Source organism: Paraglaciecola chathamensis S18K6 (genome assembly GCA_000314955.1).
GTDB classification, from domain to species: domain Bacteria; phylum Pseudomonadota; class Gammaproteobacteria; order Enterobacterales; family Alteromonadaceae; genus Paraglaciecola; species Paraglaciecola chathamensis.
The window spans coordinates 333,795-360,245 of the sequence record BAEM01000007.1; the positions used below are offsets into that span (position 1 = coordinate 333,795).

The 26,451-nt window shown below is 44.4% G+C and carries 23 protein-coding genes; 9 read left to right on the forward strand and 14 right to left on the reverse strand.

All coding sequences use genetic code 11. The features are described 5' to 3' along the window. Positions 1–227: 227 nt before the first annotated feature. The 10 genes from acpS to GCHA_RS03270 all read right to left on the reverse strand — a co-directional run bounded on the left by acpS (position 228) and on the right by GCHA_RS03270 (position 8,590). Positions 228–608, reverse strand: coding sequence for a holo-ACP synthase (gene acpS / locus GCHA_RS03225; RefSeq protein WP_007984978.1), 381 nt, complete (start codon positions 606–608; stop codon positions 228–230). Positions 609–622: 14 nt separating this feature from the next. Continuing rightward, positions 623–1,360, reverse strand: a complete 738-nt coding sequence (gene pdxJ, locus GCHA_RS03230) for a pyridoxine 5'-phosphate synthase (protein WP_007984981.1) — start codon at positions 1,358–1,360, stop codon at positions 623–625. Next, complete coding sequence (gene recO / locus GCHA_RS03235) at positions 1,357–2,079, reverse strand: DNA repair protein RecO (RefSeq protein ID WP_007984983.1); 723 nt, start codon at positions 2,077–2,079, stop codon at positions 1,357–1,359. The genes pdxJ and recO overlap by 4 nt, the downstream gene beginning before the upstream one ends. Positions 2,080–2,115: 36 nt before the next feature. Further along, a complete protein-coding gene (locus GCHA_RS03240) occupies positions 2,116–2,397 on the reverse strand; it encodes a hypothetical protein (RefSeq protein WP_007984985.1) in 282 nt (93 codons plus the stop codon). A gap of 99 nt (positions 2,398–2,496) precedes the next feature. After that, the gene (recJ, locus tag GCHA_RS03245; RefSeq protein ID WP_007984987.1) at positions 2,497–4,215 is read right to left on the reverse strand and encodes a single-stranded-DNA-specific exonuclease RecJ; all 1,719 of its coding nucleotides are present in this window, start codon (positions 4,213–4,215) and stop codon (positions 2,497–2,499) included. Between the two features lie 66 nt (positions 4,216–4,281). Continuing rightward, on the reverse strand, positions 4,282–5,010 hold the full coding sequence (gene dsbC / locus GCHA_RS03250) for a bifunctional protein-disulfide isomerase/oxidoreductase DsbC (RefSeq protein ID WP_007984988.1): 729 nt from the start codon (positions 5,008–5,010) through the stop codon (positions 4,282–4,284). A 149-nt stretch (positions 5,011–5,159) separates the two neighbouring features. Continuing rightward, the gene (gene xerD / locus GCHA_RS03255; RefSeq protein ID WP_007984990.1) at positions 5,160–6,065 is read right to left on the reverse strand and encodes a site-specific tyrosine recombinase XerD; all 906 of its coding nucleotides are present in this window, start codon (positions 6,063–6,065) and stop codon (positions 5,160–5,162) included. Further along, entirely contained in the window at positions 6,055–6,363 is a 309-nt protein-coding gene (locus tag GCHA_RS03260) for a putative signal transducing protein (RefSeq protein ID WP_007984992.1), read from the reverse strand. Before GCHA_RS03260 ends, xerD begins: the two co-directional genes overlap by 11 nt. 36 nt (positions 6,364–6,399) lie before the next feature. Continuing rightward, on the reverse strand, positions 6,400–7,512 hold the full coding sequence (locus tag GCHA_RS03265; RefSeq protein WP_007984995.1) for a PilT/PilU family type 4a pilus ATPase: 1,113 nt from the start codon (positions 7,510–7,512) through the stop codon (positions 6,400–6,402). 34 nt (positions 7,513–7,546) lie between these two features. Further along, a complete protein-coding gene (locus tag GCHA_RS03270) occupies positions 7,547–8,590 on the reverse strand; it encodes a type IV pilus twitching motility protein PilT (protein ID WP_007984996.1) in 1,044 nt (347 codons plus the stop codon). Positions 8,591–8,618: 28 nt separating this feature from the next. Between GCHA_RS03270 and GCHA_RS03275 the strand changes: the two genes are divergently transcribed. From GCHA_RS03275 to GCHA_RS03300, 6 genes are all read left to right on the forward strand, one after another. Beyond that, positions 8,619–9,302 (forward strand): YggS family pyridoxal phosphate-dependent enzyme, encoded by a 684-nt coding sequence (locus GCHA_RS03275; protein ID WP_007984999.1) that lies wholly within the window; start codon positions 8,619–8,621, stop codon positions 9,300–9,302. Between the two features lie 67 nt (positions 9,303–9,369). Beyond that, a complete protein-coding gene (gene proC, locus GCHA_RS03280; RefSeq protein WP_007985002.1) occupies positions 9,370–10,191 on the forward strand; it encodes a pyrroline-5-carboxylate reductase in 822 nt (273 codons plus the stop codon). Positions 10,192–10,216: 25 nt separating this feature from the next. Further along, a complete protein-coding gene (locus GCHA_RS03285; protein WP_007985004.1) occupies positions 10,217–10,759 on the forward strand; it encodes a YggT family protein in 543 nt (180 codons plus the stop codon). Next, positions 10,740–11,189 (forward strand): DUF4426 domain-containing protein, encoded by a 450-nt coding sequence (locus tag GCHA_RS03290; RefSeq protein ID WP_007985005.1) that lies wholly within the window; start codon positions 10,740–10,742, stop codon positions 11,187–11,189. The genes GCHA_RS03285 and GCHA_RS03290 overlap by 20 nt, the downstream gene beginning before the upstream one ends. Positions 11,190–11,275: 86 nt before the next feature. Beyond that, complete coding sequence (locus tag GCHA_RS03295) at positions 11,276–12,583, forward strand: ABC transporter substrate-binding protein (protein WP_007985007.1); 1,308 nt, start codon at positions 11,276–11,278, stop codon at positions 12,581–12,583. A gap of 21 nt (positions 12,584–12,604) precedes the next feature. Then, a complete protein-coding gene (locus tag GCHA_RS03300) occupies positions 12,605–15,316 on the forward strand; it encodes an ATP-binding protein (protein WP_007985008.1) in 2,712 nt (903 codons plus the stop codon). A 130-nt stretch (positions 15,317–15,446) separates the two neighbouring features. On the opposite strand, the gene GCHA_RS03305 is transcribed toward GCHA_RS03300, so the two are convergent. Next, on the reverse strand, positions 15,447–16,616 hold the full coding sequence (locus GCHA_RS03305; protein ID WP_007985009.1) for a XylR family transcriptional regulator: 1,170 nt from the start codon (positions 16,614–16,616) through the stop codon (positions 15,447–15,449). Positions 16,617–16,798: 182 nt separating this feature from the next. Here GCHA_RS03305 and xylB point away from each other — a divergent pair, with 182 nt between their 5' ends. Then, positions 16,799–18,265 (forward strand): xylulokinase, encoded by a 1,467-nt coding sequence (xylB, locus tag GCHA_RS03310; RefSeq protein ID WP_007985010.1) that lies wholly within the window; start codon positions 16,799–16,801, stop codon positions 18,263–18,265. Positions 18,266–18,416: 151 nt separating this feature from the next. Continuing rightward, entirely contained in the window at positions 18,417–19,736 is a 1,320-nt protein-coding gene (gene xylA, locus GCHA_RS03315; RefSeq protein ID WP_007985011.1) for a xylose isomerase, read from the forward strand. Between the two features lie 446 nt (positions 19,737–20,182). Here xylA and GCHA_RS03320 read toward each other — a convergent pair whose 3' ends face one another. The 3 genes from GCHA_RS03320 to GCHA_RS03330 all read right to left on the reverse strand — a co-directional run bounded on the left by GCHA_RS03320 (position 20,183) and on the right by GCHA_RS03330 (position 23,698). After that, positions 20,183–21,583 (reverse strand): sugar porter family MFS transporter, encoded by a 1,401-nt coding sequence (locus GCHA_RS03320; protein WP_008302074.1) that lies wholly within the window; start codon positions 21,581–21,583, stop codon positions 20,183–20,185. Between the two features lie 124 nt (positions 21,584–21,707). Beyond that, positions 21,708–22,859 carry a glycoside hydrolase family 43 protein gene (locus GCHA_RS03325; RefSeq protein WP_007985013.1) on the reverse strand — a complete coding sequence of 384 codons (1,152 nt, stop codon included), beginning with the start codon at positions 22,857–22,859 and terminating at the stop codon, positions 21,708–21,710. A gap of 134 nt (positions 22,860–22,993) precedes the next feature. Then, positions 22,994–23,698 carry an NUDIX hydrolase gene (locus GCHA_RS03330; RefSeq protein ID WP_007985014.1) on the reverse strand — a complete coding sequence of 235 codons (705 nt, stop codon included), beginning with the start codon at positions 23,696–23,698 and terminating at the stop codon, positions 22,994–22,996. Between the two features lie 275 nt (positions 23,699–23,973). Here GCHA_RS03330 and GCHA_RS03335 point away from each other — a divergent pair, with 275 nt between their 5' ends. Further along, positions 23,974–26,391 (forward strand): glycoside hydrolase family 3 N-terminal domain-containing protein, encoded by a 2,418-nt coding sequence (locus tag GCHA_RS03335; protein ID WP_318248917.1) that lies wholly within the window; start codon positions 23,974–23,976, stop codon positions 26,389–26,391. The last annotated feature ends 60 nt before the right edge of the window (positions 26,392–26,451 follow it).

A 26,451-nucleotide genomic window follows, 5' to 3' on the forward strand; every position in this document is an offset into this window, starting at 1 on the left:
GGCTGAAAAATGATAATTACATACAGTAAATGCGCCAATTTTGTCGGAAAGGCTTAGTTCTAAAAGATCTGCAATAAACTAGTTACATTCGCTAGCGTTGTATCAATATACAATCGAAATTTACCAATAATGAACAATAATACTAGCAAAAATATTCACTCATTAATCTAAATACTGCTGTTTTGGTGCGCCTTATTCCCTAGGCGCACCAAAAAATCGCATAATCATTACGGTGATTCTAAAATAACCGTCGCCACAGCATATTGTTGTTCATCAGAAATAGAAATATGACTAGATGTAATATTGCGCTGTTCACAAATTTGCGCAAACTTTGCGTAGAAGCGTAAAAACGGCTGACCTGAAGGTAAGTTATGTACCTCTACGTCTTGGAAACTAATCCCGTTTCCGATCCCTATTCCTAACGCTTTTACCGCCGCTTCTTTTGCAGCAAAACGCTTTGCCAGATAACGTGCAGGAAACGAGTGCTCATCAAATATCGCCAATTCTGTAGCCGTCAATATTCGCTGTGCTAACCGATTTGACCGTTGTAATTGTTTTTCGATGCGCGATATTTCAATGACATCTGTGCCTAATCCCATTACTGCCATTGTCACTCTCCCATTCAGCGTCCTGAACGCGCTTCTAGCATTAAACGGCGCATGTCTGCTACTGCTTTGTCTAAACCGTCAAACGCAGCACGAGCAATGATGGCATGGCCAATATTAAGCTCGATAATCTGCTCAATTGCCGCAATCGGTTTTACATTATGATAATGCAAACCGTGCCCCGCATTCACTTTCAATCCCTTGGCATCAGCATACTCAATGCCAGCGACTAGTTTTGCGAGCTCAGCTTCCTGTTCAAGCTCATTTTTTGCTTCAGCATATTGGCCCGTGTGAATTTCAATGTAGGGTGCATTACAGGCTACAGCCGCATCAATTTGAGCAAAATCGGCATCTATAAACAAGGACACCAAAATACCGGCCTCAGCAAGTTGTTTGCACGCCTGAGCAATTTTCTGCTGGTTACCCACTACATCCAAGCCACCTTCAGTGGTCAACTCTTCTCGCTTTTCAGGCACTAAACAACAAAATTCTGGTTTAGTTTTCAGTGCAATGTCGAGCATTTCATCGGTCACAGCCATTTCTAAATTTAGCCGAGTGTTAATCGTTTGACGTAACAAGGCGACGTCTCTATCAACAATATGACGCCTGTCTTCACGCAAGTGCACTGTGATCCCATCTGCCCCTGCACGCTCAGCAATATCAGCGGCATGCACAGGATCAGGATACTGGGTACCTCGGGCGTTTCTTAATGTGGCGATATGGTCGATATTGACCCCTAAAAGAATGTCTCTCAAAGCTCTCTCCCTTTGGATCTAAAATGGGTTTGTTTAAATAACTCTCTGCTCATCAATGGTTTGCTGCCTAACAGTTCACCGAGCGCTTTACGGGTGACGGCTTTGGCGACTTGTAGACTCTCTGCATCCCAATGTTCACCAGCCACTTTTAATAAGCTACTTCCTAAGTGGCAGCCTGATAAACGAATATCCCCTTGATATACACAACCCAACTCAGCTTGTATTCGGTAATATCCCGATTCAGCAAGTGGCTGCCCGGTATCTGCCTCGTGGGTAAGATCGATGCCATAACCTAACGCATCAAGTAAGCCTAATTCAAAACTACGCAAGATGGGTTCAAAATGAGTAGTGTCAACTAGGGCGTGTAAGCTTTGCTGATACAAAACGAATATTTCAGGATGGGGAATATCATCTGCTAACACACGATTTAACACTTCATTTAAATACAAAGCGCAATATAAGGCCTGTCCCGACAACCTTAACATCGCTCCAGTGGACTCCACTTGCTGTAAATTTTTCAGTTCGAAACGACCGGAAACCGCAACGAGTAGTGGTTGAAAAGGTTGAAGCAGACTTTTCTTGTCGCTCTTTGCCCCTCGAGCGCCCTTGACTATGGCGGATACCTTACCATTTTCCATGGTGAAAAAATTAATCAGAAAGCTCGTTTCGCGATAAGCGCGCCTGTGCAATACAAAACCGTTTAGTTGTTCAGTTGCCACAAAATGCTCTTTAATTGCAGAGAAAATAACAGAGTGTTAAGAAACCTTGATCCTAACGACTTTCATAGCTTCAAAAGGAAATCCGGCCACTTCTTCAGTTATTGGGTAATAGGTTAAATTAACCCGAGCACCTGCAAGATTCTTATATTGTTTCTTGCGGCGAAAACGAAACGGCACCTCATAGCCTTTGATCATCAAGGTATTTACAAACCATTGATCTTCATTTCGTTGTACATGAGATTCTACCGTCATGTCTTCAGAATGGGTCAACTTATCATGTTTACTCAGCAGCTTATCGATTTCCGATTTTTTTGCCATTATTGCGCCCTGTTTGCCTAAGAGCGGATATAATAGCACCACAGCGAAGACAAAACGATAACCAGCCTCTTGCGGCTCACAATGCCTCGTACAGTGACGTCACAGCGGATTTAGTCCCTCAACCAAAAACTGTAACGATGTGCGGCCACGAAATTCATTTATATCTAGTTTGTAAGCTAATTCAACATGCTTGCACTGCTCATTTGGCCACACCTGTGTATCAACATTGAATGCGATAGCATCGACTAGCTTTCCGTTCGGCATGCGCAGCATCATTTTTAGGTGTTTGTGGCCTACAATCCGTTGCTCGACCAATTCGAATTGACCATCGAAAAGAGGCTCTGGAAAGCCTTGCCCCCAAGGCCCCGCATCTTTGAGTAACTGGCTGAACTCTAACGTTAACGCCTGTGCGGGTAATTCACCGTCTGAAATAAGCTCACCTGCGAGGGGTTTGCCCGCTAAATGCTCTTGTGCAAGCTGGGTAAAACGCTTTTTGAATTCTTCTAGCTTGGCCATTTCAATACTTAAACCCGCCGCCATCGCATGGCCACCAAATTTAATGATAAGGCCTGGGTATCGCGTACTGAGTTCTTCCAACAAATCACGAATATGTACACCGGGTATTGAGCGAGCTGATCCTTTGATAATCTCATCGTCTTGATGGGCAAAGGCAATCGTCGGTCTAAAATACTTTTCTTTAATTCGCCCCGCTAATATACCTATCACGCCTTGATGGAAATCAGCTTGATACAATACCAAGCCATGGGGCATGTCTTGCTCTGACAGCTGCAAATTATCAAGAGCAGTAACCGCCTCTTGCTGCATGGATTGCTCGATTTCGCGGCGTTCACGATTTAGGCTGTCTAATTCAACCGCAATTTGTTTTGCTTTGTAATCTGAGTCTGTTAGTAAGCACTCAATACCCATAGACATATCGTCTAACCGCCCAGCGGCGTTTAACCTTGGGCCAATCACAAAGCCTAAATCAGAAGCGACCATTTTACGTTTATCGCGCCCAGCGACTTCAATTAACGCTTGAATACCTGGGCGACATTTATCGCTGCGAATACGCAGTAATCCTTGATGGACTAAAATACGGTTGTTTTCATCCAGGGGCACCACGTCAGCTACGGTCCCTAAGGCGACAATATCGAGCAGGTCAGCTAAATTTGGAACATCAATATCATTCTGGGCGAACCAATCGACACCGCGCAAATGTGCTCTGAGTGCGAGCATTAAATAAAACGCTACGCCTACCCCTGCCAAATTCTTTGACATGAATGAACAGTTTGGTTGATTTGGGTTTACGATTGCATCGGCGATGGGCAAGGTTTCTGCGGCCAAATGGTGATCTGTAATCAGCACTGTTATCCCTAACTCTTTTGCTCGCTCAACACCAGCAAAGCAGGCAATGCCATTATCTACGGTCATTATCACCTGAGCACCTTGCTCATGGGCAACATCAACAATTTGTGGGCTAAGGCCGTAACCAAAGTTAAAGCGATTTGGTACCAAGTAGTCATGGTTTTTACAGCCCATCATCCCTAGTGCGAGCATACTTAACGCCGTACTTGTCGCGCCATCGGCGTCGAAGTCTCCTACAATAATAATCCTTTTACTCTGCGCTAACGCATCGGCCAATATCCTCACGGCATCGACCACACCTGACATGTCTTTGTAGTGCAAAAGCGCTTTAGCACTTCGCTCTAACTGTTGTTCAGAGGTGATACCGCGGGTGGCGTAAATTTGCTTTAAGATCGGATTGATTGAGTCGGGTAAATGCTCAACAGAAACGGGGGAACGGCGGCGTATTTGCACTAACTTACTCTAGGTTGATTACACTAAAAACGCGGAAAAGCAGGAGCATTGCTCCTGCTTATAATCTTATGATGCGTGTTGTATTGCTTGCAGTAATTTTTCTGGGGGTTGATAGCCAGGCACAACGCTACCATCAGGTAAGACAATATTTGGCGTACCGTTTACGCCCACACTCTGACCAAAATTATATTGCTCTGCGACTTGATTTGAACAACTTGCTTTGGCTACGTTTTCACCGCCTTTGGCTTCATCTAAGGCTTTTTGCGGGTTGGCAGCGCACCAAACTGACACCATGTCTTGATAGGGCTTGCTGTTGATCCCCGCGCGAGGGAACGCTAAGTAGCGTACTGTAATCCCCAAATCATTGTACTCTTCCATTTGGTTATGCAGTTTACGGCAATACCCACAGGTAATATCGGTAAACACATTCACCACATATTTTTCCTTGTCAGCTTTGTATTCAATAACTGAGTCTTTGAAATGTTCAATGCCATCAATGCGCATTTTGGTTAATGTTGTTTCAGTTTCATTGCGCATACCTTCATCTAAGTTGAAGATACGAGCCTGCAAAAAGTACTTGCCGTCATCGCTGGTGTAAAAAAGCCCCTTGTCGGTTTGTACTTGCAATAGCCCAGGGACAGGCGCATCACCAATTGACGTTACTTGCATCCCTAACGACATTTGAATTTTTTGTTTAACACTATCAAGATTTTGCTTGTTGTCAGCTGCCATGCTCATGCCAGAGCTAACTGATAAGAAGGTGAACGCAGCCAGTAATAACGCACGATATTTCATATAAATTCCAATTTGAACGGATAAAGATAAGACCCTAACTGGGAAAAATAATTTCATTTTTGTGGCTCAATGTTAACTGCTAATGGTAGCGATACCAAGAGCACGACACAATTACTCACACTATTGACCCGCAATCTAGCCTTTGCTCATCACCCTCTAGGATGATGGTTTGCTACTAACTCTTGCAAACGAGCCGTGGCAACGTGGGTGTATATTTGCGTAGTCGACAAATCACTGTGCCCTAACAACATTTGCACGACACGCAGATCAGCACCGTGATTCAACAAATGCGTTGCAAAAGCATGGCGCAAAGTATGAGGAGACAAGTCACTGGTAATGTTAGCTTGTGCGGCGTGAAATTTAATTCGGTGCCAGAACGTTTGCCGAGTCATAATCGTGCCGCGATTGCTAGGAAAGAGCACATCACTTTCATTTCTCAGCAATGCGCCCCTTGCCTCTTTGAGGTACTTACTTAACCAGTCTAGTGCTTCTTCACCTAGGGGCACCAAACGTTCCTTATTCCCTTTACCAGTAACCCGAACAACCCCTTGCGAGACACTCAGTTGCCCAACGCGTAAAGTCACCAACTCTGTGACCCTTAATCCAGTGGCATACAAGACTTCCAGCATTGCCTTATCGCGCAAGTGAATCGGGTCGTCCGTTTGCGGCGCATTGAGTAAGTCATCTACTTGTTGCTCAGAAAGCGTTTTAGGTAACGGCTTACTGAGTTTCGGGTTTTGCATTCGGCTTACAGGATCATCTTCACGCAGGCCGTGAGCAAGCATATAACCAGAAAAACGGCGTAAACTGCTTAAGCAACGGGCGCTACTACGCTCAGTTAACCCGCTGTCATAACGATGAGCCATGTACTGATTAATATCTTCGGTTTGAATATCAAGCAAGTGAGTATGAGGTAGCTGTTTATTCAGATAATCGCTGAATTTAGTCAAATCGCTACGATAGGCTTCAAGGGTGTTTTCGCTTAAGCCTTTTTCTAACCATATCGTGTCTAAGAATTGCTCTATTACAGCGTGATTATCAGGCTTACTGGTCAACGTGCGTTTCCTGCCCACATTGCCAGCACACCTCAAAATTACCGCCATTGGTTTCACCGCAGCCTGAGCATTGCCACTCAATCGACGTCTGGGTTTCCATTTGGTCAATGAGCAGTTCGGCTCTTTGCTGCCAACTGGCATCGTTCAACCACACTTCTGGTTGGCAATCTAAAGGTGACAACTCGCCCATGGCACCGCTGGCAAATTCATTTTTGATAAAACATGGAATGTTATGTTCATCAAGAAGCTGCTTAACTTGCCACACCATAAAGCGGTCGTTATTGGTATAAAGTTTCATCATGTCTCATAAACTGCGTGAGTAAAGTAAATCATGTTAATCCATGTCAATGGATACATTGGACAACGAACCAAGAGCGTTGCCTTGATCTGAATCTAGCTTAATCATCAGGCGCAGATCATTTGGTGAGTCTGCATGATGTATCGCTTGTTCTAAACTGATTTTTTGTTCTTGATACAGGGTATATAACGCCATATCAAAACTCTGCATTCCCAGCTCTTTGCCTTTACGCATTGCATCTTTCAAGCTGCCGATTTCGTTGCGCTGAATCAAATCCGTTACCAACGGAGAATTTAACAAGATTTCAATAGCCGCGACCCGCCCTTTGCCGTCAACGGTGGGCACTAACTGCTGTGCAATTACAGCGCGCATGTTTAAACTTAAATCAAAACGCAGTTTTTCATGCTGTTCTGGCGGGGCGAGGTGCATAATACGCTCAATCGCCTGATTGGCATTATTAGCATGCAGTGTCGCTACGCACAAATGGCCAGTATCAGCAAACGACATGGCATACTCCATGGTTTCCATAGAACGAATTTCACCAATCAAAATCACATCTGGTGCTTGGCGCAGAGAGCTTTTTAATGCATCGTCAAACGATTTGGTGTCAATACCCACTTCTCGCTGCGTGACCACACTGCTTTGGTGCTCATGCACAAATTCAATGGGATCTTCTATCGTGAGAATATGCCCCTTGGAGTGTTTATTACGATGACCAATAAGCGCTGCCAGCGAAGTCGATTTACCCGTACCCGTTGCACCAACAAATAATACTAAACCGCGTTTGCTCATGATGATGTCTTTGAGCACAGGCGGAAGGCCCAAATCATCAGCCTTGGGTATTTCAGTCACAATGCGCCTCACTACCATACCCGGCATATCTCGTTGCCAAAAGGCACTGCATCGAAACCGCCCTATCCCCTCCCGAGCAATAGCAAAATTACATTCTTTGGTTTGTACAAATTGCTCTTTTTGGGCGTCTGTCATGGCGTCTTGCACTAACCCCCAAGCGCTCTCTTCGTCTAATTTACTGCCTCCAACTGGGGTAAGTTGACCGTTAATTTTCGCACTAATGGGCATGCCTACGGTGATAAACAAATCAGAGGCATCTAAATCTGTCATTTCTTGCAAGTAAGGGGTTAGATCCATAATTCTCTCGACTTATTGGTTTATCCAAATGGGGCTAAAAATTCATACCAGGCTTTTTATCAATTGATAACGAAGCTGCATCCTCATTGGTAATCAACCCCTGAGCGACCATTTTCTGCAAACACTGATCCATAGTTTGCATACCATGAGCTTGACTGGTTTGCATGACAGAATACATTTGAGGCACTTTGTCTTCACGGATAAGGTTTCGAATCGCGGGGATACCAAGCATGATTTCGTGTGCCGCCACACGCCCGCCGCCAACTTTTTTAAGCAATGTTTGTGAAATAACCGCCCGTAAAGACTCAGATAACATCGAACGCACCATAGATTTCTCTTCTGCGGGGAAGACATCAATCAATCGGTCGATGGTTTTAGGAGCCGAGTTGGTGTGCAAAGTGCCAAAAACCAAATGCCCCGTTTCTGCCGCTGAGATCGCTAAGCGGATTGTTTCCAGATCTCGCAATTCCCCCACTAAAATAACGTCGGGGTCTTCGCGCAAAGCTGAACGCAGCGCATTGCTAAAACTGTGGGTATCACGATGCACCTCACGTTGATTCATGACACATAGTTTGTTTTCGTGCACAAATTCGATCGGATCCTCAATAGTCAATATATGCTCGCGCTTGTGGCGATTAATATGATCGACCATGGCTGCCAATGTGGTGCTTTTACCTGAGCCTGTTGCGCCAGTGACCAATACAATCCCGGTAGGCTGATTGATAATATCCTTGAAAATCTGCGGTGCACCTAAATCATCCAAACTCAGTATTTTACTGGGAATGGTTCTTAGCACTGCTGCAGCACCGCGATTTTGTACAAAGGCATTTACCCGGAAACGAGATAAGTCTTTTACTTCAAATGAAAAGTCAGTCTCGAGGTTTTCCTCGTATTCTTTGCGCTGATTATCATTCATGATTTCGTATATTAGTCCATGCACTTGCTTGTGATCTAAGGCAGGAACATTCAATCGGCGCATTTCACCATCAACCCGAATAATCGGCGGTAGCCCAGCTGATAGGTGTAAATCAGATGCGTTATTTTTGACACTAAAGGCTAAAAGTTCGGTAATATCCAAAGCCTATTCTCCGTTAACAAGTTGCAATATGGGAACAATAGCAGAACGACTTAAAATCGCACTGAAAACAATCACCCAGAGTGTTTGTGAAGCTAATCGTCCAGCAAATTCAGTCAAATTACTAGCAGTAACCAAAACCAAACCCGTATCAGATATCGTGCAAGCGTATGAAGCTGGACACCGTTTATTCGGTGAAAATTATGTCCAGGAAGGTGTAGACAAGATTCACCAACTTAGCGAATTAGACGATATTGAATGGCATTTCATCGGCCCTTTACAATCAAACAAGACCCGACCTGTGGCGGAAAACTTTGACTGGGTTCACAGTATAGACCGCCTCAAAATAGCGCAACGCTTAAACGACCAGCGCAGTGCGCACAAAAAGCTAAACGTATGTATTCAAGTTAATATCGACAACGAAGCCAGTAAAGCAGGCGTGCCCCCAGAAGATGTAAACTTGCTGGCTGAGCAAATAAGTAACATGCCGAATTTGACCTTACGTGGCCTGATGACCATACCAAAAGCGCAACAAAATGCAGAAATGCAACGCAAAAGCTTATCCGCTATGAATGCGCTATTTGTACAACTACAGACAAAATACCCGCAAATTGATACCCTAAGTATGGGAATGTCAAACGATATGCAATTGGCTATCGAATGCGGTTCAACCATGGTTAGGATCGGCAGCGCAATTTTCGGTTCCCGTCAGTAAAATCGAGCTTAATTTTATACAATCAATGTCGATTTTCATTCTTTGAAAACCACAACATAGGATAATTATGCAACATAGACATATCGCCTTTATCGGCGCAGGAAACATGAGCAGAAGCATCATCAGTGGCATGTGTAACAGTGGCTACCCAGCCGATAAAATCATCGCCAGTAATCCATCTATGCCTAAGTTAACAGCCCTTGAAAGTGATTTTTCTATTCAGATTACTCAGCAAAATAAACACGCTGTAGAAAGCGCCGAAGTGATTGTACTGGCCGTTAAACCTCAACTAATGGAAGAGATGTGTGCCAATTTAAAAGACACCGTTTCTTTAGATGGCAAGTTATTTATTTCCATCGCAGCGGGCATTGAAACTTCTCGCTTAGGCGAAATGCTAGGCGGCCAAGCAAACATAGTGCGTACTATGCCCAACACCCCGAGCTCTCTGGGAAAAGGCATGACAGGCCTATATGCCACTGAACATGTTAGCCAGCAAGATAGAGACTATGCAGGTGATTTGATGGCTCAAGTAGGCGAAATTGCCTGGGTTGATAAAGAATCACTGATCAACGGCGTTATTGCCGCCGCAGGTAGCAGCCCAGCCTATTTTTATACCTTTTTAGAAGCGATGCAAAAAGAAGCTGAAAGCCAAGGGTTTGATCACCAAACCGCACGCTTACTTGTTCAGCAAGCTATGCTAGGTGCTGCAGAAATGGTTTGTCACAATCCGCAACTTGAAATAAGTGAATTGCGTGCCCAAGTTACTTCAAAAGGTGGTACCACTGCGAAAGCCGTGGAGCATTTTCAAGATCAAGGTATCGATACATTGGTATCTGGCGCTATGCAAGCGGCCGTTACCCGAGCCGAAGAAATGGCCAAATTGTTTTAATTAGTTTTTAGGAAGACTTATATCTATGAGCGCGATACAGTTTTTAGTCAGTACCCTGTTCGAATTGTACTTAATGGTAGTGCTGCTGCGCTTTTGGTTACAATTAGCCAGAGCGGATTTCTATAACCCATTTAGCCAGTTTGTGGTCAAGGCCACTCATCCCATTGTTGGGCCACTGCGTAGGGTACTTCCTTCCATCGGTAGGATAGACACCGCAACCTTAGTGTTAGCGCTATTAGTGGCCGGTTTAAAAATAGTCGCATTAAACCTACTGATAAGTAACACAAGTTTTAATCCTTTAGGGCTAGTAATTGGTTCATTTTATTTAGTGGTCAAAGAAGCGCTTTCGCTGATGATGTGGGTGTTGATTATTCGCGCCATCATGAGCTGGGTAAGCCAAGGCTACAACCCAATGGATATGGTATTAGGACAATTGACTGAACCACTGCTCGCCCCTATAAGACGGCGTCTGCCTAGTCTAGGCGGTTTAGATTTATCCGTTATGGTGGTTATTTTAGTGATCATCTTTTTACAAAAGCTATTGGGTGATGTCTTTGGTTATTTCTAAACGCTCGTTAATGGCTGGCAGCTTAATGCTGCTTGCCAACCTACTCTTCTCGGCAATGGCTGTGGCAGAGCAAAAAGAAACGTTGGGTAAGTGGGATGTGCATTATATCGCCTTTAATAGCACTTTTATTACCCCTGATATTGCTAAACATTACTCAATAGTGCGCAGCAAATATAATGGCGTAATTAACATCTCAGTGCTGAACAAAGCGGATCAAAAAGCCCAATCCGCTGTATTAACAGGTACTGCACGCAACTTACTTGGCGTTAGCAAAAGTCTAACGTTCAAAGAGGTCAGTGAAGGAGATGCCATTTATTACATAGCGGTATTGCCTTTTAGTGATCAGGAAACCTTCCGCATTACCGTCAACATAAATGACGGAACAGACCAGCAAGTCCTTAAGTTTCAACATAAATTTTACGCTGAATAGGAAAAATTTAGACCAAAGTTATGCCTAGATAACATTGCGTCATTTGTCGTTCTCACTTACTGTTTAATCTCCAATCGGAGGCTAACATGCATAAGCAGTGTAAAATGGAATCACCAGTAGACACGTTACCGGTCGATAAATCAAAACGGAACACAATAACAACCATTGCTAAAGGTGTAGCGCTAGGCACCTCTATCCTGCATGCACCCTACGTTTTTGCTCGCAATAAACTGACTTTACGTGTTTTAGGCACCCACGTCACGTTACAAGAACCGTTGCGCCAACGCGCCATGAGCGATCTTGGTATCGATATTAAATTCGAGCCTAAAGGCAGTCCTGGGGTGCTTCAGCGCGGGCTTTTGGCACCTGAAAGCTTTGATATTTATGAGCAATGGTCTAATAGCATTCGCCCGCTTTGGCGAAACGGCTCAATTCAACCCATTGAAACAAAACGTATCGCGCAGTGGGATGAAATTAATTCCTTGTGTAAAACTGGCAAGGTCACGCCATCAGCAAAGTATGGTGCAGGCGATGCCCCCTTTAAAATTGTAAATATTCAAAAAGACGGCACGCTTGGCAGTGAGCAAACCGGTCAAGTTAGCTTTCTTCCCTATGTTCACAACGTGGATTCGTTCGGTTATAACACCAATGAAATTGACAAAGGTATAGCATACAAAACAGAGAGCTGGGGCTGGCTACTAGACAGAAAATACCGCGGAAAAGTCGGTATTATTAACGACCCAACTATTGGATTATTTGATTTAGCCCTCGCAGCAGACGCTAGCGGCATGCTCAAGTTTGCCGATATAGGCAATATAACAACCAATGAACTCGATCGTTTGTTTGATTTGCTAATAGATTTAAAACACCAACAGCATTTTGGTGGCTTTTGGAATTCAGTCCCCGAATCAGTGGACTTTATGCGCACTGGTCGCGTGAATATCGAAAGTATGTTTTCACCTGCGGTATCATCTCTCAATGGTCAAAACGTTCCCGTTACGTTCGCAGCACCAAAAGAAGGATACCGAGGCTGGCATGGCGTGATGTGTTTGTCGTCGCGCTCCCAAGGCCGAAGGAAAGACATGGCTTATGAATACATGAATTGGTGGCTCTCTGGGTGGCCTGGCGCTTTCATTGCTCGTCAGGGATATTACATATCTAATCCACAGCGCTCTTCGAGTTATCTTGAGCAAAGTGAGTGGGACTATTGGTATAATGGCAAACCAGCGGGCCAACCACTGAAAGGACCTGATGGCAATATATCAGTCCAACGGGGTCAGGTGCGCTCGGGGGGAAGCTATACGGATCGCTTTAGTAATGTCGCCGTATGGAATACCGCCATGCCAACCTACGATTATACCTTGCAAAAATGGTATGAATTTATAAGTTCATAATTATGGCAGAGAAGTTTACACGTGTTTAAAACCCTTAAAGCCCAAATACTGCTTGTTTCTGTCATCTTGATTCTACTGCTTGTTTCACAAGTATTTGTTACGCGCAGCAATCAAAGTACATTTGTTAATAGCTTAGATTTGACCCATCAAGCCGTCATTAAGGTCAGTCTGGTTCGCGAATTAGAGCGTGATGTATTAGATTTACAGCGCAACGTGTTGATTTACAAAGATTCCGCAAGTAAGTCGGCCATTACTCGTTTTAATTCTCTCATTCAAAGCTCGATAGATAACTTGTCCAAACTCGAAGCCTTGACCAGCAATGAAGAGCAAGTCGATGTGTATCACGGCTTTATTGCGAGAATGCGTAGCCATATTGCTGAATACAAAGATAATTTCTCTAACGTTATAGCGGGGCGAAGTAAACGCGATACTCTGTTCAATAAACATTTATCGGTCGATATTAATGAAATCCTGTCTAGTTTATCCACTAACGAGGGTTCAACTTCGCCTAGAGTAGAGGGGGCTAAATACCACATCACCCGCGCTGAGAATGTAACGTATCAATACTTGCTCAAACCAGATTACCAACTAGTTGACGATTTTCGCAACGGGTTGAACCAGGCTAAAGCATTGCTTACTCAAGAAGCGCAGCCGCAACAAGAATATGCCGCTCAAATTGACAAGTTGGATAAGATTGAAGGTGAATTTTTGCAACTAACCAACGTGACCAGTGGCTATTTATTTTTGGTCAACGTCGTAATGGCAGGTTCTGCTAACGAATTCTTATTTATGGCGCGGGAGCTTAACCGCCTCGTAACATCAAAGCTCGGCGATACCAATGAACAGGTGAAAAGCAATATAGAGAACAATCAAATCAGCAGTGATTTATTCTCTATTATTGGTATTTTACTAGCTTGCATTACAGCGTACTTCTTAGCATCTCGCATCATGCTACCTATCAATACCATTACTGAAGTATTCAAAAAGCTTGCGAAAGGCGAAGACGTAGACGCTATTCCGGGTATTACTCAGCAAAACGAAATCGGCCAACTCGCCAATGCTGCCGATGTTTTTCATGAAAAAAATAAGCAAACAACGGCCTTGTTATTAGAAGCTCAGCGGCTTAACAGTGAACAAGAAACCTTGAATGCAGAACTAGTGGAAGCAAAACATAAGGCTGAGCAAGCGACCGTCTCGAAAAGCATGTTTTTGGCCAACATGAGTCATGAAATACGTACACCAATGAATGGCATTATTGGTTTATTAGATGTAGTCATGAAAAGCGAATTAACCTCAACCCAACGCCAGCATCTCAACAAAGTGGTTTACTCTAGCCAGATATTAATGAGCTTAATCAATGATATATTAGATTTCTCAAAAGTAGAGGCTGGCAAGCTGGACATTGAGCAAGTAGAGTTTTCACTGAATTCGGTATTTGCTAATCTATTAACGAATATCTCGGCCAGAGCACAAGAAAAGAACTTAAACGTGCGCTTTATCTGCGATCCAAATATTCCGCCAACGCTAATCGGCGACCCGTTGCGGATCAGCCAAGTGTTACTTAATTTATCGAGCAATGCCGTTAAGTTTACGCGCAATGGCTCAGTGACTATCTCTGTGACCTACGACATCATCCCTAATAGCAACAAGTTGCTGTTGCGAGCTCGGGTGCAAGACACCGGCATAGGCATGTCCAAAGAGCAATTGGATAAAGTATTCGAATCATTTACCCAAGCCGATGGCTCCACTAGTCGAGACTTTGGTGGGACGGGCTTAGGCCTGACCATAGTGAAACAGTTAGTCAAACTAATGGGCGGCAAAGTCACCGCTGAGTCAAAAGTGAATGTAGGCAGTACCTTTGAAGTATCATTCACCTTGATTTCACAGTCTAACGAGCAGCATATTTTTTATATTGAGCCCCAATTGAAGCGCAAGCTCTATTATTTTAGTAAAACGCGCAAAGGTTTTATTGAACAGCAATACTTTGCTAATGTGGCGATGGAGTACCATCACTTTCCTCATATGCAATTGGAATCAATGCTCGATGAAATCACTGACCGCGATATCGTTATTATCGATATTGCTGATCTAGACGAACATAAAGCCATAGGAACGTCCCTACAGCGTTTGAAAAATGACAGCAGAAATGTAGGGTTTATTACTGACACCCAGCCGAGCAATTTACCGCAAAAACTGATCAACATATGGAGTTTCGCCTGTTTAACTCACCCATTTACGCCCGGTCAATTAATTTCCTATATTCATGCTTTATTAAATGACGATAAGTTCGTGTCTGATATCCCCAGCCCACAGTTTAAAGAACAGCTAGAATATGACGGGCATGTACTTTTAGTTGAAGACAACAGTATCAATCAGGTTGTAACGGGTGAAATGCTGCGCGTATTAGGGATTACCTTCGATATTGCCGAAAATGGCCAGCAAGCGGTAACAAAAGTCATTAACTCTGCACATTATGATCTAGTGCTAATGGATATTCAGATGCCGGTCATGGATGGCTATGAGGCTACTAAGGAAATACGTCAGCAAGGGTTACTTGATTTGATCATTTGTGGTCTTTCTGCAAATGCTATGAAAGAAGATTTTGTGCAGGCTAAAGAAGTTGGTATGAATGAATATTTAACTAAACCCTTAAAGCTTGTTTCTCTCGAAGATATGTTCAGTAAGTACTTACCAGCCAAGAAAGTAAAAAGAGCAAACGCTGACAGTCCCTAGCCGCGTTTGCTATATCCTACAATACAACCTGTTTCCGCTTTATCACAACACGCACAATAATGCGTTAAGGCTTGTGGTTAAGCCCTTTTTAAATGTTCGCTAAGTGGTTAATTATCTATTGGAATAGGTATTAAAGACTGTGCTCTTCTCTGTATTCTCGGGGGGTTTTGGCATAATGTTTTTTGAACACCGCATACATGTACTGCAAAGAAGGGTATCCGCACAGGGCCGCAATTTCCGTAGTTGACGCACTGCCTTTTACTAACATTTCACAGGCTTTATCCAGTTTTTCATTGTGGATTTCCGTGTGAATACTATGCCCTCTTTCATCTTTAAAACGCTGCTCTAGGTTTGAACGTGAAACTCCTACATAATCCAATACTTGGTCTACCTTTATCCCTCTTGAAGCATTTTGCCGAATAAAGTGCATAGCTTGGATTACATAAGGGTCATTAAGGGCTTTAAAATCAGTAGATTGTCGCTCCGACACCCCTGCGGGGGGCACTAGAACGCGTTTATTTTTCAAATGACTATTTTCTAACCGCCTGTGCAGTAGTTTCGCTGCTTGAAAACCCATTTCAAAACAGCCTTGCGTGACTGAGCTCAAACTAATACGGCTAAGGTAGCGAGCAATGTCATCATCATCTATGCCGACGATGGATATATTATCTGGCACAAGTTTGCCGATATGTTCACAAGCTTGTAGTAGGTGCCTGGCACGCGCATCTGTCACACTGATTATCCCCACCGGATTTGGTAAGCCTTGAAGCCAATCTGATAAGCGGTTCATGGTGTACTGCCACGTTTCTGGTCGAGTGGGATGGCCACGATAAATTGAACACTCATAGCCGTCAGCCTCACACAGTTTGGTGATCGCCTTTTCCCGTTCAACTGCCCAACGATGGTCTTTGTCACTGGGCAAGCCATAAAACGCAAAGCGTTCTAAGCCTTTCTTTTTTAAATGTTCATATGCGGCTTGTACCACAGCAATATTATCAGTGGCGACGTAGGGTACGTCCGGGTAGTCTTCTTCTTTAGAATACGAGCCTCCAACCCCAACAACTGGAATTTTGCTGTTCACTAGCATCTTCTGAATAGAAGGGTCATCAAAATCAGCAATGATGCCGTCCCCGCCCCAATCTTCAATATGATCTAACCGTGTTAGAAAGTCTTCCTCCAAGTATACATCCCAGTCTACTTTTGAAGATTGCAAATAGTGTCCGATCCCCTCTATTACTTGGCGGTCGTATACTTTGTTAGCATTAAATAACAAACTAATACTGTGCTTCGCTTGAAACATATATCACCTAATCTCTCTTACTGTCCGCTCATATAGTGCATTAGCCAGTATCACGGAACTACTACATTACTCGTTAAGAGTGTTACGAAATTTCGTTATTAAATTTCGTTATTACCTGCATTGCAGTTTAATTTAATCGTTCTGCTAGTATTTGCCAAACTCATTATTTGACAGGTATCCCCATGTTTTTAGGTGTTGATTTAGGAACCTCTGGCATCAAGTTGGTGTTAACCGACAGCAGCGGTGAAATCGTAGATAGCGCAACCAGCGCGTTTGAAGTATCCAGACCACAGCCCTTGTGGTCTGAGCAAAATCCACAAGATTGGTGGAACGGTTTTTGTAGCGCCATGGACCAACTTAATATTCAGCACGACTTATCCGCTGTTAAGGCAATTGGATTTGCCGGCCAAATGCATGGCGCTACCCTACTTGATAAACAGCAACAAGTGCTTCGCCCTGCCATTTTATGGAACGACGGGCGCTGTGAAGCACAGTGCGCTGAAATTGAAAAGCAAGTGCCTAATGCACGAGAAATAACGGGCAACATTATTATGCCTGGCTTTACTGCTCCTAAATTGTTGTGGGTAAAACAACATGAGCCTGAGGTATTCGCAAAAATCGATAAAGTGCTGTTACCCAAAGATTATTTACGTTTGTTGCTTAGTGGAGAGTTCGCCTCTGATATGTCAGATGCAGCAGGCACCATGTGGTTAGACGTAGATAAGCGCTGCTGGCATCAAGACATGCTACAAGCCTGTGGTTTAAACGAATCACACATGCCTGCTTTATTCGAAGGAAATGAAATAACGGGTACTTTGGCTGATGACGTTGCCAAGCGCTGGAACATGAACCCAGTTCCCTTAGTTGCAGGGGCAGGTGATAACGCTGCCGGTGCCATCGGCGTGGGGATCGTTAAACCTGGTCAGGCAATGCTGTCTCTTGGGACATCCGGAGTTTACTTTGCAGTCAGTGAAGGGTTTCGCAGTAATCCAGAGTCCGCCGTGCACAGTTTTTGTCACGCCCTGCCGGGCACCTGGCACCTGATGTCGGTTATGTTGAGCGCTGCGAGCTGTCTACAATGGTATAGCGAGCAAGTCGCCAAGACAGAGGTTTCCGTTCTACTCAACGAGCTTGAGCAAGCAAAGCAAGACAACATGCTTGATGTCCTCAACGGCCCATTGTTTCTACCCTACCTAAGCGGTGAACGTACACCACACAATAACCCTAACGCCAGCGGGGCGTTTTTTGGTTTGACCCATTCAAGCTCCCAAGCGGCTTTAACCCATAGTGTGTTAGAGGGCGTCACGTTTGGGCTTGCAGACGGGGTTGATGCCTTGCATGCCTCGGGCGTTGAAGTGGATGAAATCACCTTAATTGGCGGCGGGGCAAAAAGCCCTTACTGGCGACAACTTATCGCAGATGTATTGCAGCGCCCAGTCACCTATCGTCAAGGTGGCGATGTAGGGCCAGGTTTGGGAGCTGCGCGCCTAGCACAACTCGCGACGCAGCCAAACACCCCTATCGAACAAATTTGCCCTCAACCGACGCTTGATTCTGTGTATCAGCCGAATCGAGATAAAGCAGACATTTACACCACGCGTCGTGCAACGTTCTCAGCTTTATACCAGGCAACGAGTAAATTTATATAGCCCATTATGGCGTGGTATATCCCGCCTAATGACATTTTTAAAACCCACAATTCACAAAAGTTAATCTAAAAAACGTAATTGTTGTGCCATTCATCACTTGTGATGATGAAGAACACAAAGCGTCATTATCAGCATTAATTAGGAGAGCCTCATGGCTGAGTATTTTAAGAATATCCCAAAAGTACAATTTGAAGGTACAAGTTCAGACAACCCGTTGGCATTTCGTCATTACAACCCAGAAGAAATGGTATTGGGTAAAAGCATGAAAGAGCATCTGCGCTTAGCGGCATGCTATTGGCACAACTTCTGTTGGGATGGTGCAGACGTATTCGGTGCAGGCACGTTCAACCGTCCTTGGTTACAAGCTGGCGACGCCATGCAACGCGCAAAAGAAAAAGCTGACGTAGCGTTTGAGTTTTTCTCGAAATTGAATATTCCTTATTACTGTTTTCATGACGTTGATGTGGCACCAGAAGGTAATTCAATTAAAGAGTACATCAATAATTTTGCCCAAATGACGGATGTTCTTGAAGCTAAACAAGAAGAAACTGGCCTTAAGTTACTTTGGGGTACAGCGAATTTATTCAGTAATCCACGATACGCCAGTGGTGCGGCTTCTAGCCCGAACCCTGAAGTATTCACTTATGGTGCGACTCAAGTCATGCACGCCATGAATGCAACCAAGCGTTTAGGAGGCGAAAACTACGTACTGTGGGGCGGCCGTGAAGGTTACGAAACCTTACTCAATACCGATTTACGACAAGAGCGTGAACAACTTGGTCGCTTCATGAATATGGTGGTTGAACATAAGCACAAGATAGGTTTTAAAGGATTGCTATTGATAGAGCCTAAGCCACAAGAGCCCACTAAGCATCAGTACGATTACGACACTGCTACGGTGTACGGATTCTTGAAGCAGTACGGGTTAGAAAACGAATTTAAAGTGAACATTGAAGCGAACCATGCCACTTTAGCAGGCCACTCATTCCAGCATGAAGTGGCAACGGCAATATCGCTCGGCTTGTTTGGTAGCATCGACGCCAACCGAGGTGACCCTCAACTAGGATGGGACACGGATCAATTCCCGAACAGTGTTGAAGAATTATCATTGGTCATTTATGAAATTCTTAAAGCGGGTGGCTTCACATCTGGTGGCTTTAACTTCGACACCAAATTACGTCGCCAAAGCTCAGATCCACAAGATATGTTTATTGCTCACATTGGCGGTATGGACCATCTTGCTATGGGCCTGAAAAAAGCCGCGCAGATGATCGAAAATGACTTCCTTGGTCAAGTCGTAAGCAAACGCTACGCTGGCTGGAACGGGGAGTTAGGTAAAGGTATTCAAGGGGGCGAGTTTACCCTCGAGTCATTAGCTAACCTATGCGTTGATAAAGACCTGCAGCCGCAACATGTTAGTGGTCAGCAAGAACTGTTAGAGAACAAAGTCAATAACGTTCTTTATGGCTAATACGCTTTGAAGGGCGAGTGCCACTCTTATTCGCCCTTTAGATATGTGTGAGCCGTTTAAAAGCGCCCGTCCTGTTAATGCGCTTAACGTCAAATGCCTAACATTAGTTAGGCATTTTTTTTGTCTCTCGTTCGCTTTATTGTGCTTATAACAGTGATAAACAACAAACGCTATACGCTAAGCAATATGCGTTATTACATGTTATTACCACTGTCCGCAGGCCTAATACACCCCGCGCATCGCTTTGCAGCTAACGAGGCTAGGTAATAGTAATAGTTAAAATAAGTACAAAACTCTGTAAAGCCTGACTCATAGGGTCTCAAAGCGAGACTCACGTAAAAGCTTAGCCTTAACTTTAATGAAATTGGTATAACCCTATTAGTGGGTCAAATGACAGGCGAAAAAAAGCCGCTATAAGAAGCGGCCTTCGTACAAGGTGTATTGCGTTAACCGTGCATTTCTTCTAGCTCTTTGCCCTTGGTTTCTTCTACCAATTTGTACACAAACACGATAGATATCAACGCACCAAGTGCATAAATACTGTATGCCCCTGCAAGCCCAATAGAAGCCAGAAATACCGGGAAGGTAAAGGTCACAATGAAGTTTGCTCCCCACTGGGCAAAGCCTGCTACCGCTAACCCAGAGCCACGAATTTGATTCGGAAACATTTCTCCTAACATTACCCACATCACTGGGCCCCAAGACAAGTTAAAGAAAAACACATAGGCGTTGGCTGCAACCAATGCTACTACGCCTTGATCGCCTAAACTCAGGTTGCCATTACTATCCAAGCCAGAGTTAGCAAATACATAAACCATAGTGCCTAGCGTTAACGTCATACCGATAGAACCAATCAAAAGGAAAGGCTTACGACCAACTTTATCAATAAGTGACATAGTGACAAATACAGCGGCGATACTGACCGCGCCACTGATAACGTTAATCATCAGCGCATCAGACTCTGAAAAACCAGCCGCTTGCCACAAAACAGCGCCATAATAAAACACGACGTTGATCCCAACTAATTGCTGGAAAACCGCCAAACCGATCCCAACCCACATGATCGGACGAACTTTACCGCTAACTTTATCAATTAAGTCGGTTAATTTCGGTTTCGATTCGTCTGTTTCACGAGATGCTTCAATTTCAGTCAGCTTGTTTTGCCCCTGAGCATCGCCGTACAGAGCGTTCAATACACGTTTGGCTTTTTCAGTATTGTTACTAATAACCAAATAACGAGGACTTTCAGGAATAAACATCAAAGCGACCAGGAAAAGAGTCGCTGGGATCAACTCAATCCAGAACATCCAGCGCCAAGCTTGATATCCCATCCAAAATTCAGCGGTAGAAGCGCCCGCGAAATCAGCCAAAAAGTAGTTACTCACAAAGGCCGAGAACAAGCCAAAAATAATGGCCACTTGCTGCACTGACGACAACGTACCACGAAAGCGCGCTGGCGCAATCTCACTAATATATGCAGGTGCCATTACCGATGCCGCACCTACGGCTAAGCCCCCTAAAATACGATAGACGACAAACTCCATAGATGACGTTGAAATACCTGAGCCCCAAGCACTGATAATAAAGAATATTGCGGCAGTGATAAGCAAAGGCCGGCGTCCGAATCTATCGGCTAAGCGGCCAGCACTAAATGCCCCCACCGCGCAGCCTAGTAACATACTCGACACATTGAAGCCGGTTCCTGCATTATCAGAATTAAAAGCACTTTGTAGGCCATCAACTGTGCCGTTTATTACGCCACTATCAAAGCCAAACAAGAAGCCACCTATGGTCGCCACGCAACTGACAAGAATAATCATCAGTGTATTTTCGTTATTATGAGACAAAATCTATTCCTCTTATTTATCTCTAGTGAGAACGCCAAACAGAAGCCATTATTTGCTTTATTCGTTAACTCTTGGTCGGCGCTAATTAGCACAAAGCCTGAACATAGTTCAGGCCATCATGTTGTTACTTGTAGTAAGCCTGATAAGGCACGATCGTGCCGTCATCGTTATATTTCAGTTGTGCCATCTTCACGCTACGTAAATGGGTTTGCCCTTTTGATAGCGTGCTATCGTGATAAAACAAGTACCACTTATCTTGAAATTCAGCGATAGAGTGGTGATTGGTCCAACCGACGACGGGGTCAAGCACCACCCCCTTAAATGTGTACGGCCCCATTAAGTTCTCACTCATGGCATAAACGATTTTGTGGGTATCCCCGGTCGAATAAGACAGGTAATAATTCCCTTGGTATTTATGCACCCAAGCAGCTTCAAAGAAACGACGATCTAAATCGCCTTGCTTAATGGGCTGTCCGCTTTCATCAAGGATCATAATGTCTTGGGGCTCACCATCCATTGACAGCATGTCGTCACTTAACTTCACTGCTTTGGGCATTAATGCCGGTGCATCGTCAGCCGGATAGTCGTCTTGCTGGCTATACTCGCCTTTTGTCCAACGTTGTAATTGCCCTCCCCATATGCCACCAAAAAACAAGTAATGTTGCTGATCATCATCCGCAAACACTGCAGGGTCCATACTAAAGCTACCGGCCATTGGCTCGGGCTCGGGTACGAACGGCCCAACCGGAGAATCACTAATGGCTACACCAATACGGAAAATGTCTTGCTTGTCTTTCAAAGGGAAATAAAGATAGTACTGACCGTCTTTTGTGGCTGCATCAGGCGCCCACATTTGGCGACCCGCCCATGGTACTTGGTCTACAGACAACGCCACACCATGCTCTTTTACCTCACCACCAACTTCGGCCATGGATAAAACGTGATAATCACACATAGCGAAATGATCGCCGTTGTCGTTTTGTGGAATACCCGCTTCATAGTCGTGTGATGGATAAATATAAAGCTTATCGTCAAACACGTGAGCAGACGGGTCTGCAGTATATATATTGGTTACCAGAGGCAAAGATTTAGAGCCATATTCATCTAAGCCTTTTTGGCCTACTTGCTTCACTTCTCGTTGTTGCGCTGCGTCTGCGTTCGACTTAGCTGGGACTTGCAAGGTATCTCTTGCCTCTTCTTTATGACTAACTTGTTCTGTACAAGCTGACAACATGACGGCACCTAAGGCCAGTAGAGGTAAATAACGTGTGTGCACTTTAATATCCTACTATAAATTAGTTATAGTCATGTTAACCATATGTAATTATCCCTGTCTAGCGCATGCCATGCAAATTTCTAGCAATGACAAAAATAGTAAAGCCCGAACCAAAAAGCGCAATCTGGCCGCGGTTAAAACTCAAAGTTAAATCCGTGCTCACACAACTTTTGATACACCACCATATCGAATCGATATAGGCTCGCCGCGCGGTGCATTACGCCTTGTTGTTTTTCTTCACAATCAATCAAAAGGTTCATTTTCAGAATTTTACGTCTGAAATTTGGCTTATCGAGTTTGACGTCTAAGATTGCTTCATACACTTCTTGCAGTTGTAAAAGAGTGAACTTTTCGGGTAATAAATTAAAACCGATAGGTTCATGGCGAACCTTGTTTTTAAGATGAGATAAAAGCGCTTTTACAATATCACCATGGTCATAAATTAAGTTTGGTAACTTATGCACATCACGCCATTCAACGTGAGATGCGGTGCCGCCGGGCATCATTTTATACAAATCAGGACGCACCAAAGCATAGTATGCAATGGTCACCACCCGCTCTGCTGGGTAGCGCTTTACTTCTCCGAATGCACGAAATTGTTCAAGGTACATGTCGTCGACACCAGTGATCATTTTCAGTATGCGCTTTGCTGCATCATCAATTGATTCGTCGTAGGAAACCCAGCCGCCCAATAACCCCCACTGTCCTTGTGCTAACCCGGTATTATATTTCGCGGCTAACACCATCAAACGGCCATTCTCTATTCCTAGCACCACATTATCAACTGACAAGGAATCGATCACATGTGGCTTGGATGACTCGTTACTTTTATTATCCAATCGGTTTTCCCCAAACTCTAAAATTTCTCAGATCAATGCATCAAGGTGCATCTTAAACAAAATCATTTTATTAACAATCAGCAAACAATTAGACATCTGTTTATATTTCGACCAAATAAGGCAACTTTACTAAAATATAATAATTGGTTTACAAATTGTCACAATGACCATTATGATTTCATCTCGTTACACTAGTCAATAGCATGGGATATTAGGCCAATAAAAATGTGCCTGTATCGTCTCCCATTACTTTCAGTGACAAATAGGGATTTGAGATGAGAATGTGTTCGTTTAAAAACGTCCTAGCGCTGGGCTTCGCCTCCTTAGCATTTAATGGCCTTGCCGCCAGCGATTACCAAGACGCGAGTTTGCCTACCGAGCAAAGGGTAAGTGATTTATTAAACCAGATGACCTTGCAAGAAAAAGTCGCCCAATTGCAAACTGTATGGCATGAAGGAAGAGAACTAAAAGGGCCAAAAGGTGCACTTAAAGCAGATATGGCAAAAAAAATACTGCCTTTAGGTGTTGGCCACATTGCTCGGCCCAGTGAAGATCTTTCCCCAGTCGAGGGAGTGAAATACACCAATGCGATCCAAAAGTGGTTAATCGACAACACGCGTTTATCCATTCCAGCTATTTTTCATGAAGAAGCGTTACACGGGCACGCCGCCAGTGAGGCCACCAGCTTTCCGCAAGCCATCGCCATGGCGAGTACGTGGGAACCAGCGCTAATTCACGATATCTATCAAGCCAGTGCTGAAGAAGTACGTGCCCGAGGGGGCAACCAAGCCCTGACGCCAATCCTTGATGTCGCCCGTGATCCACGCTGGGGACGTATCGAGGAAACCATGGGCGAGGACCCATATTTAATCGCCGAGCTGGGTGTCTCAGCCGTGAAAGGCTTTCAAGGTGATGAACAAAACATTCCAGAAAACCGCGTCATGGCCACACTTAAACATTTGGCAGGACATGGCCAGCCAACAGGCGGTTTGAACATCGCGCCTGCACCGATTGGCGAGCGTGCATTACGCGAAGTCTTTTTATTTCCCTTTGAAGCTGCGGTTGAACTTGCACACGTAGGTAGCGTAATGGCGTCCTATAACGAGATAGATGGCATTCCTTCTCACGCTAACAAGATGTTGTTAACCGATATTCTGCGCGATGAATGGGGTTTCGATGGCTTATTAGTCAGTGATTATTATGCAATTAATGAGCTCATCACCCGCCATGGCTTAGCTGGCAGTAAAGAAAACGCAGCAATCATGGCACTCAATGCCGGGGTTGATGTGGAAATGCCAGATCGCGACGCTTTTCCACTGCTTGAAAAACTAGTGAATGATAAAAAAGTCTCAATGCAAAAAATAGATACTGCCGTGGCACGTATTCTCCGCGAAAAATTCAAATTAGGGTTGTTCGAAAACCCCTACACTGATGAAACTGCGGTCGACGCCATAGTAGGCAGTCAAGCTCACCGTAACTTAGCACAAACCACCGCTGAAAAAGCCATGGTATTATTGAAGAACGACGGTGTATTACCTTTGGACAAAACCAAGGTAAAAAGCGTCGCCGTCATAGGCCCTCACGCTGATGAAACCTTGTTAGGGGGATACAGCGATATTCCTCGTCAAACAGTGACCATTTTGGATGGTCTGCGTCATAAACTAGGTAAAGATAGTAAGGTTGAGTTTTCACGCGGTGCACTTATCACCCAAGACATTCAAGACCCATCACCTGCATCAGTAAAAGCCCAGAGTTTCTCAAAAGAACGCTGGAACAAAGAAAACATGAAGCTTGCTGATCTAAGCAACGCTCAGGCGCTAATCGATGATGCTGTAGCACTGGCTAAGCGCAGTGATGTTGCTGTTGTTGTGGTTGGTTCAAACGAAGGCAGTTCACGAGAAGCCTGGGCGGAAAATCACTTAGGGGATCGAGACTCGCTAAATTTACTTGGCAAGCAGCATGCCTTGGTAGAAGCAGTGTTAGCCACGGGTACTCCTACAGTGTTAATTCTTTCTAATGGTCGCCCCCTTACCTTAGGTAATTTATACCAAGACGCTCCCGCTATCATTGAGGCTTGGTATTTAGGCCAAGAAACCGGCACCGCCGTGGCGAATGTGCTGTTTGGTGATGTAAACCCAAGCGGCAAGTTACCCTTAACGTTGCCAAAAACCATTGGCCAACTGCCAGTCTTTTACAATCACAAACCCTCCGCTAAGCGCGGCTATATTTTTGGTGACACAGCACCTGCCTTCGCCTTTGGGCACGGGTTAAGTTACACCACGTTTAACTATAGTGATTTGTCCGTTGATGCCTCAAATGCCAAAGCGAATGGCACGGTGACGGCAAGCTTTACCTTGACCAATAACGGCGATGTGGATGGCGAGGAAGTCGCACAGCTGTATATTCGCGATGTATTTTCTAGCGTGACTAGGCCTGTAAAAGAACTAAAAGGCTTTAAACGCGTGGCACTAAAAGCCGGAGAAAGCAAAAAGGTCACCTTTGAACTTCCAGTCAATTTACTGGCATTTTACGATGCACAAATGCGTTTTGTGGTTGAGCCGGGCGAAATAAACCTGATGATAGGCAGCGCTTCAGATGATATTCGGTTAAATGAATCATTTGAGGTAGTAGGCGAAGTCAGTGAAATACACCAAGCGCAAAAAGCTTATCTGACGAATGTGAGTGTGCAATAGCCGCAGGTTAAAAAGGCATGAATCTAAACTAAAAAACGGCCGATAAAGGCCGTTTTTTAG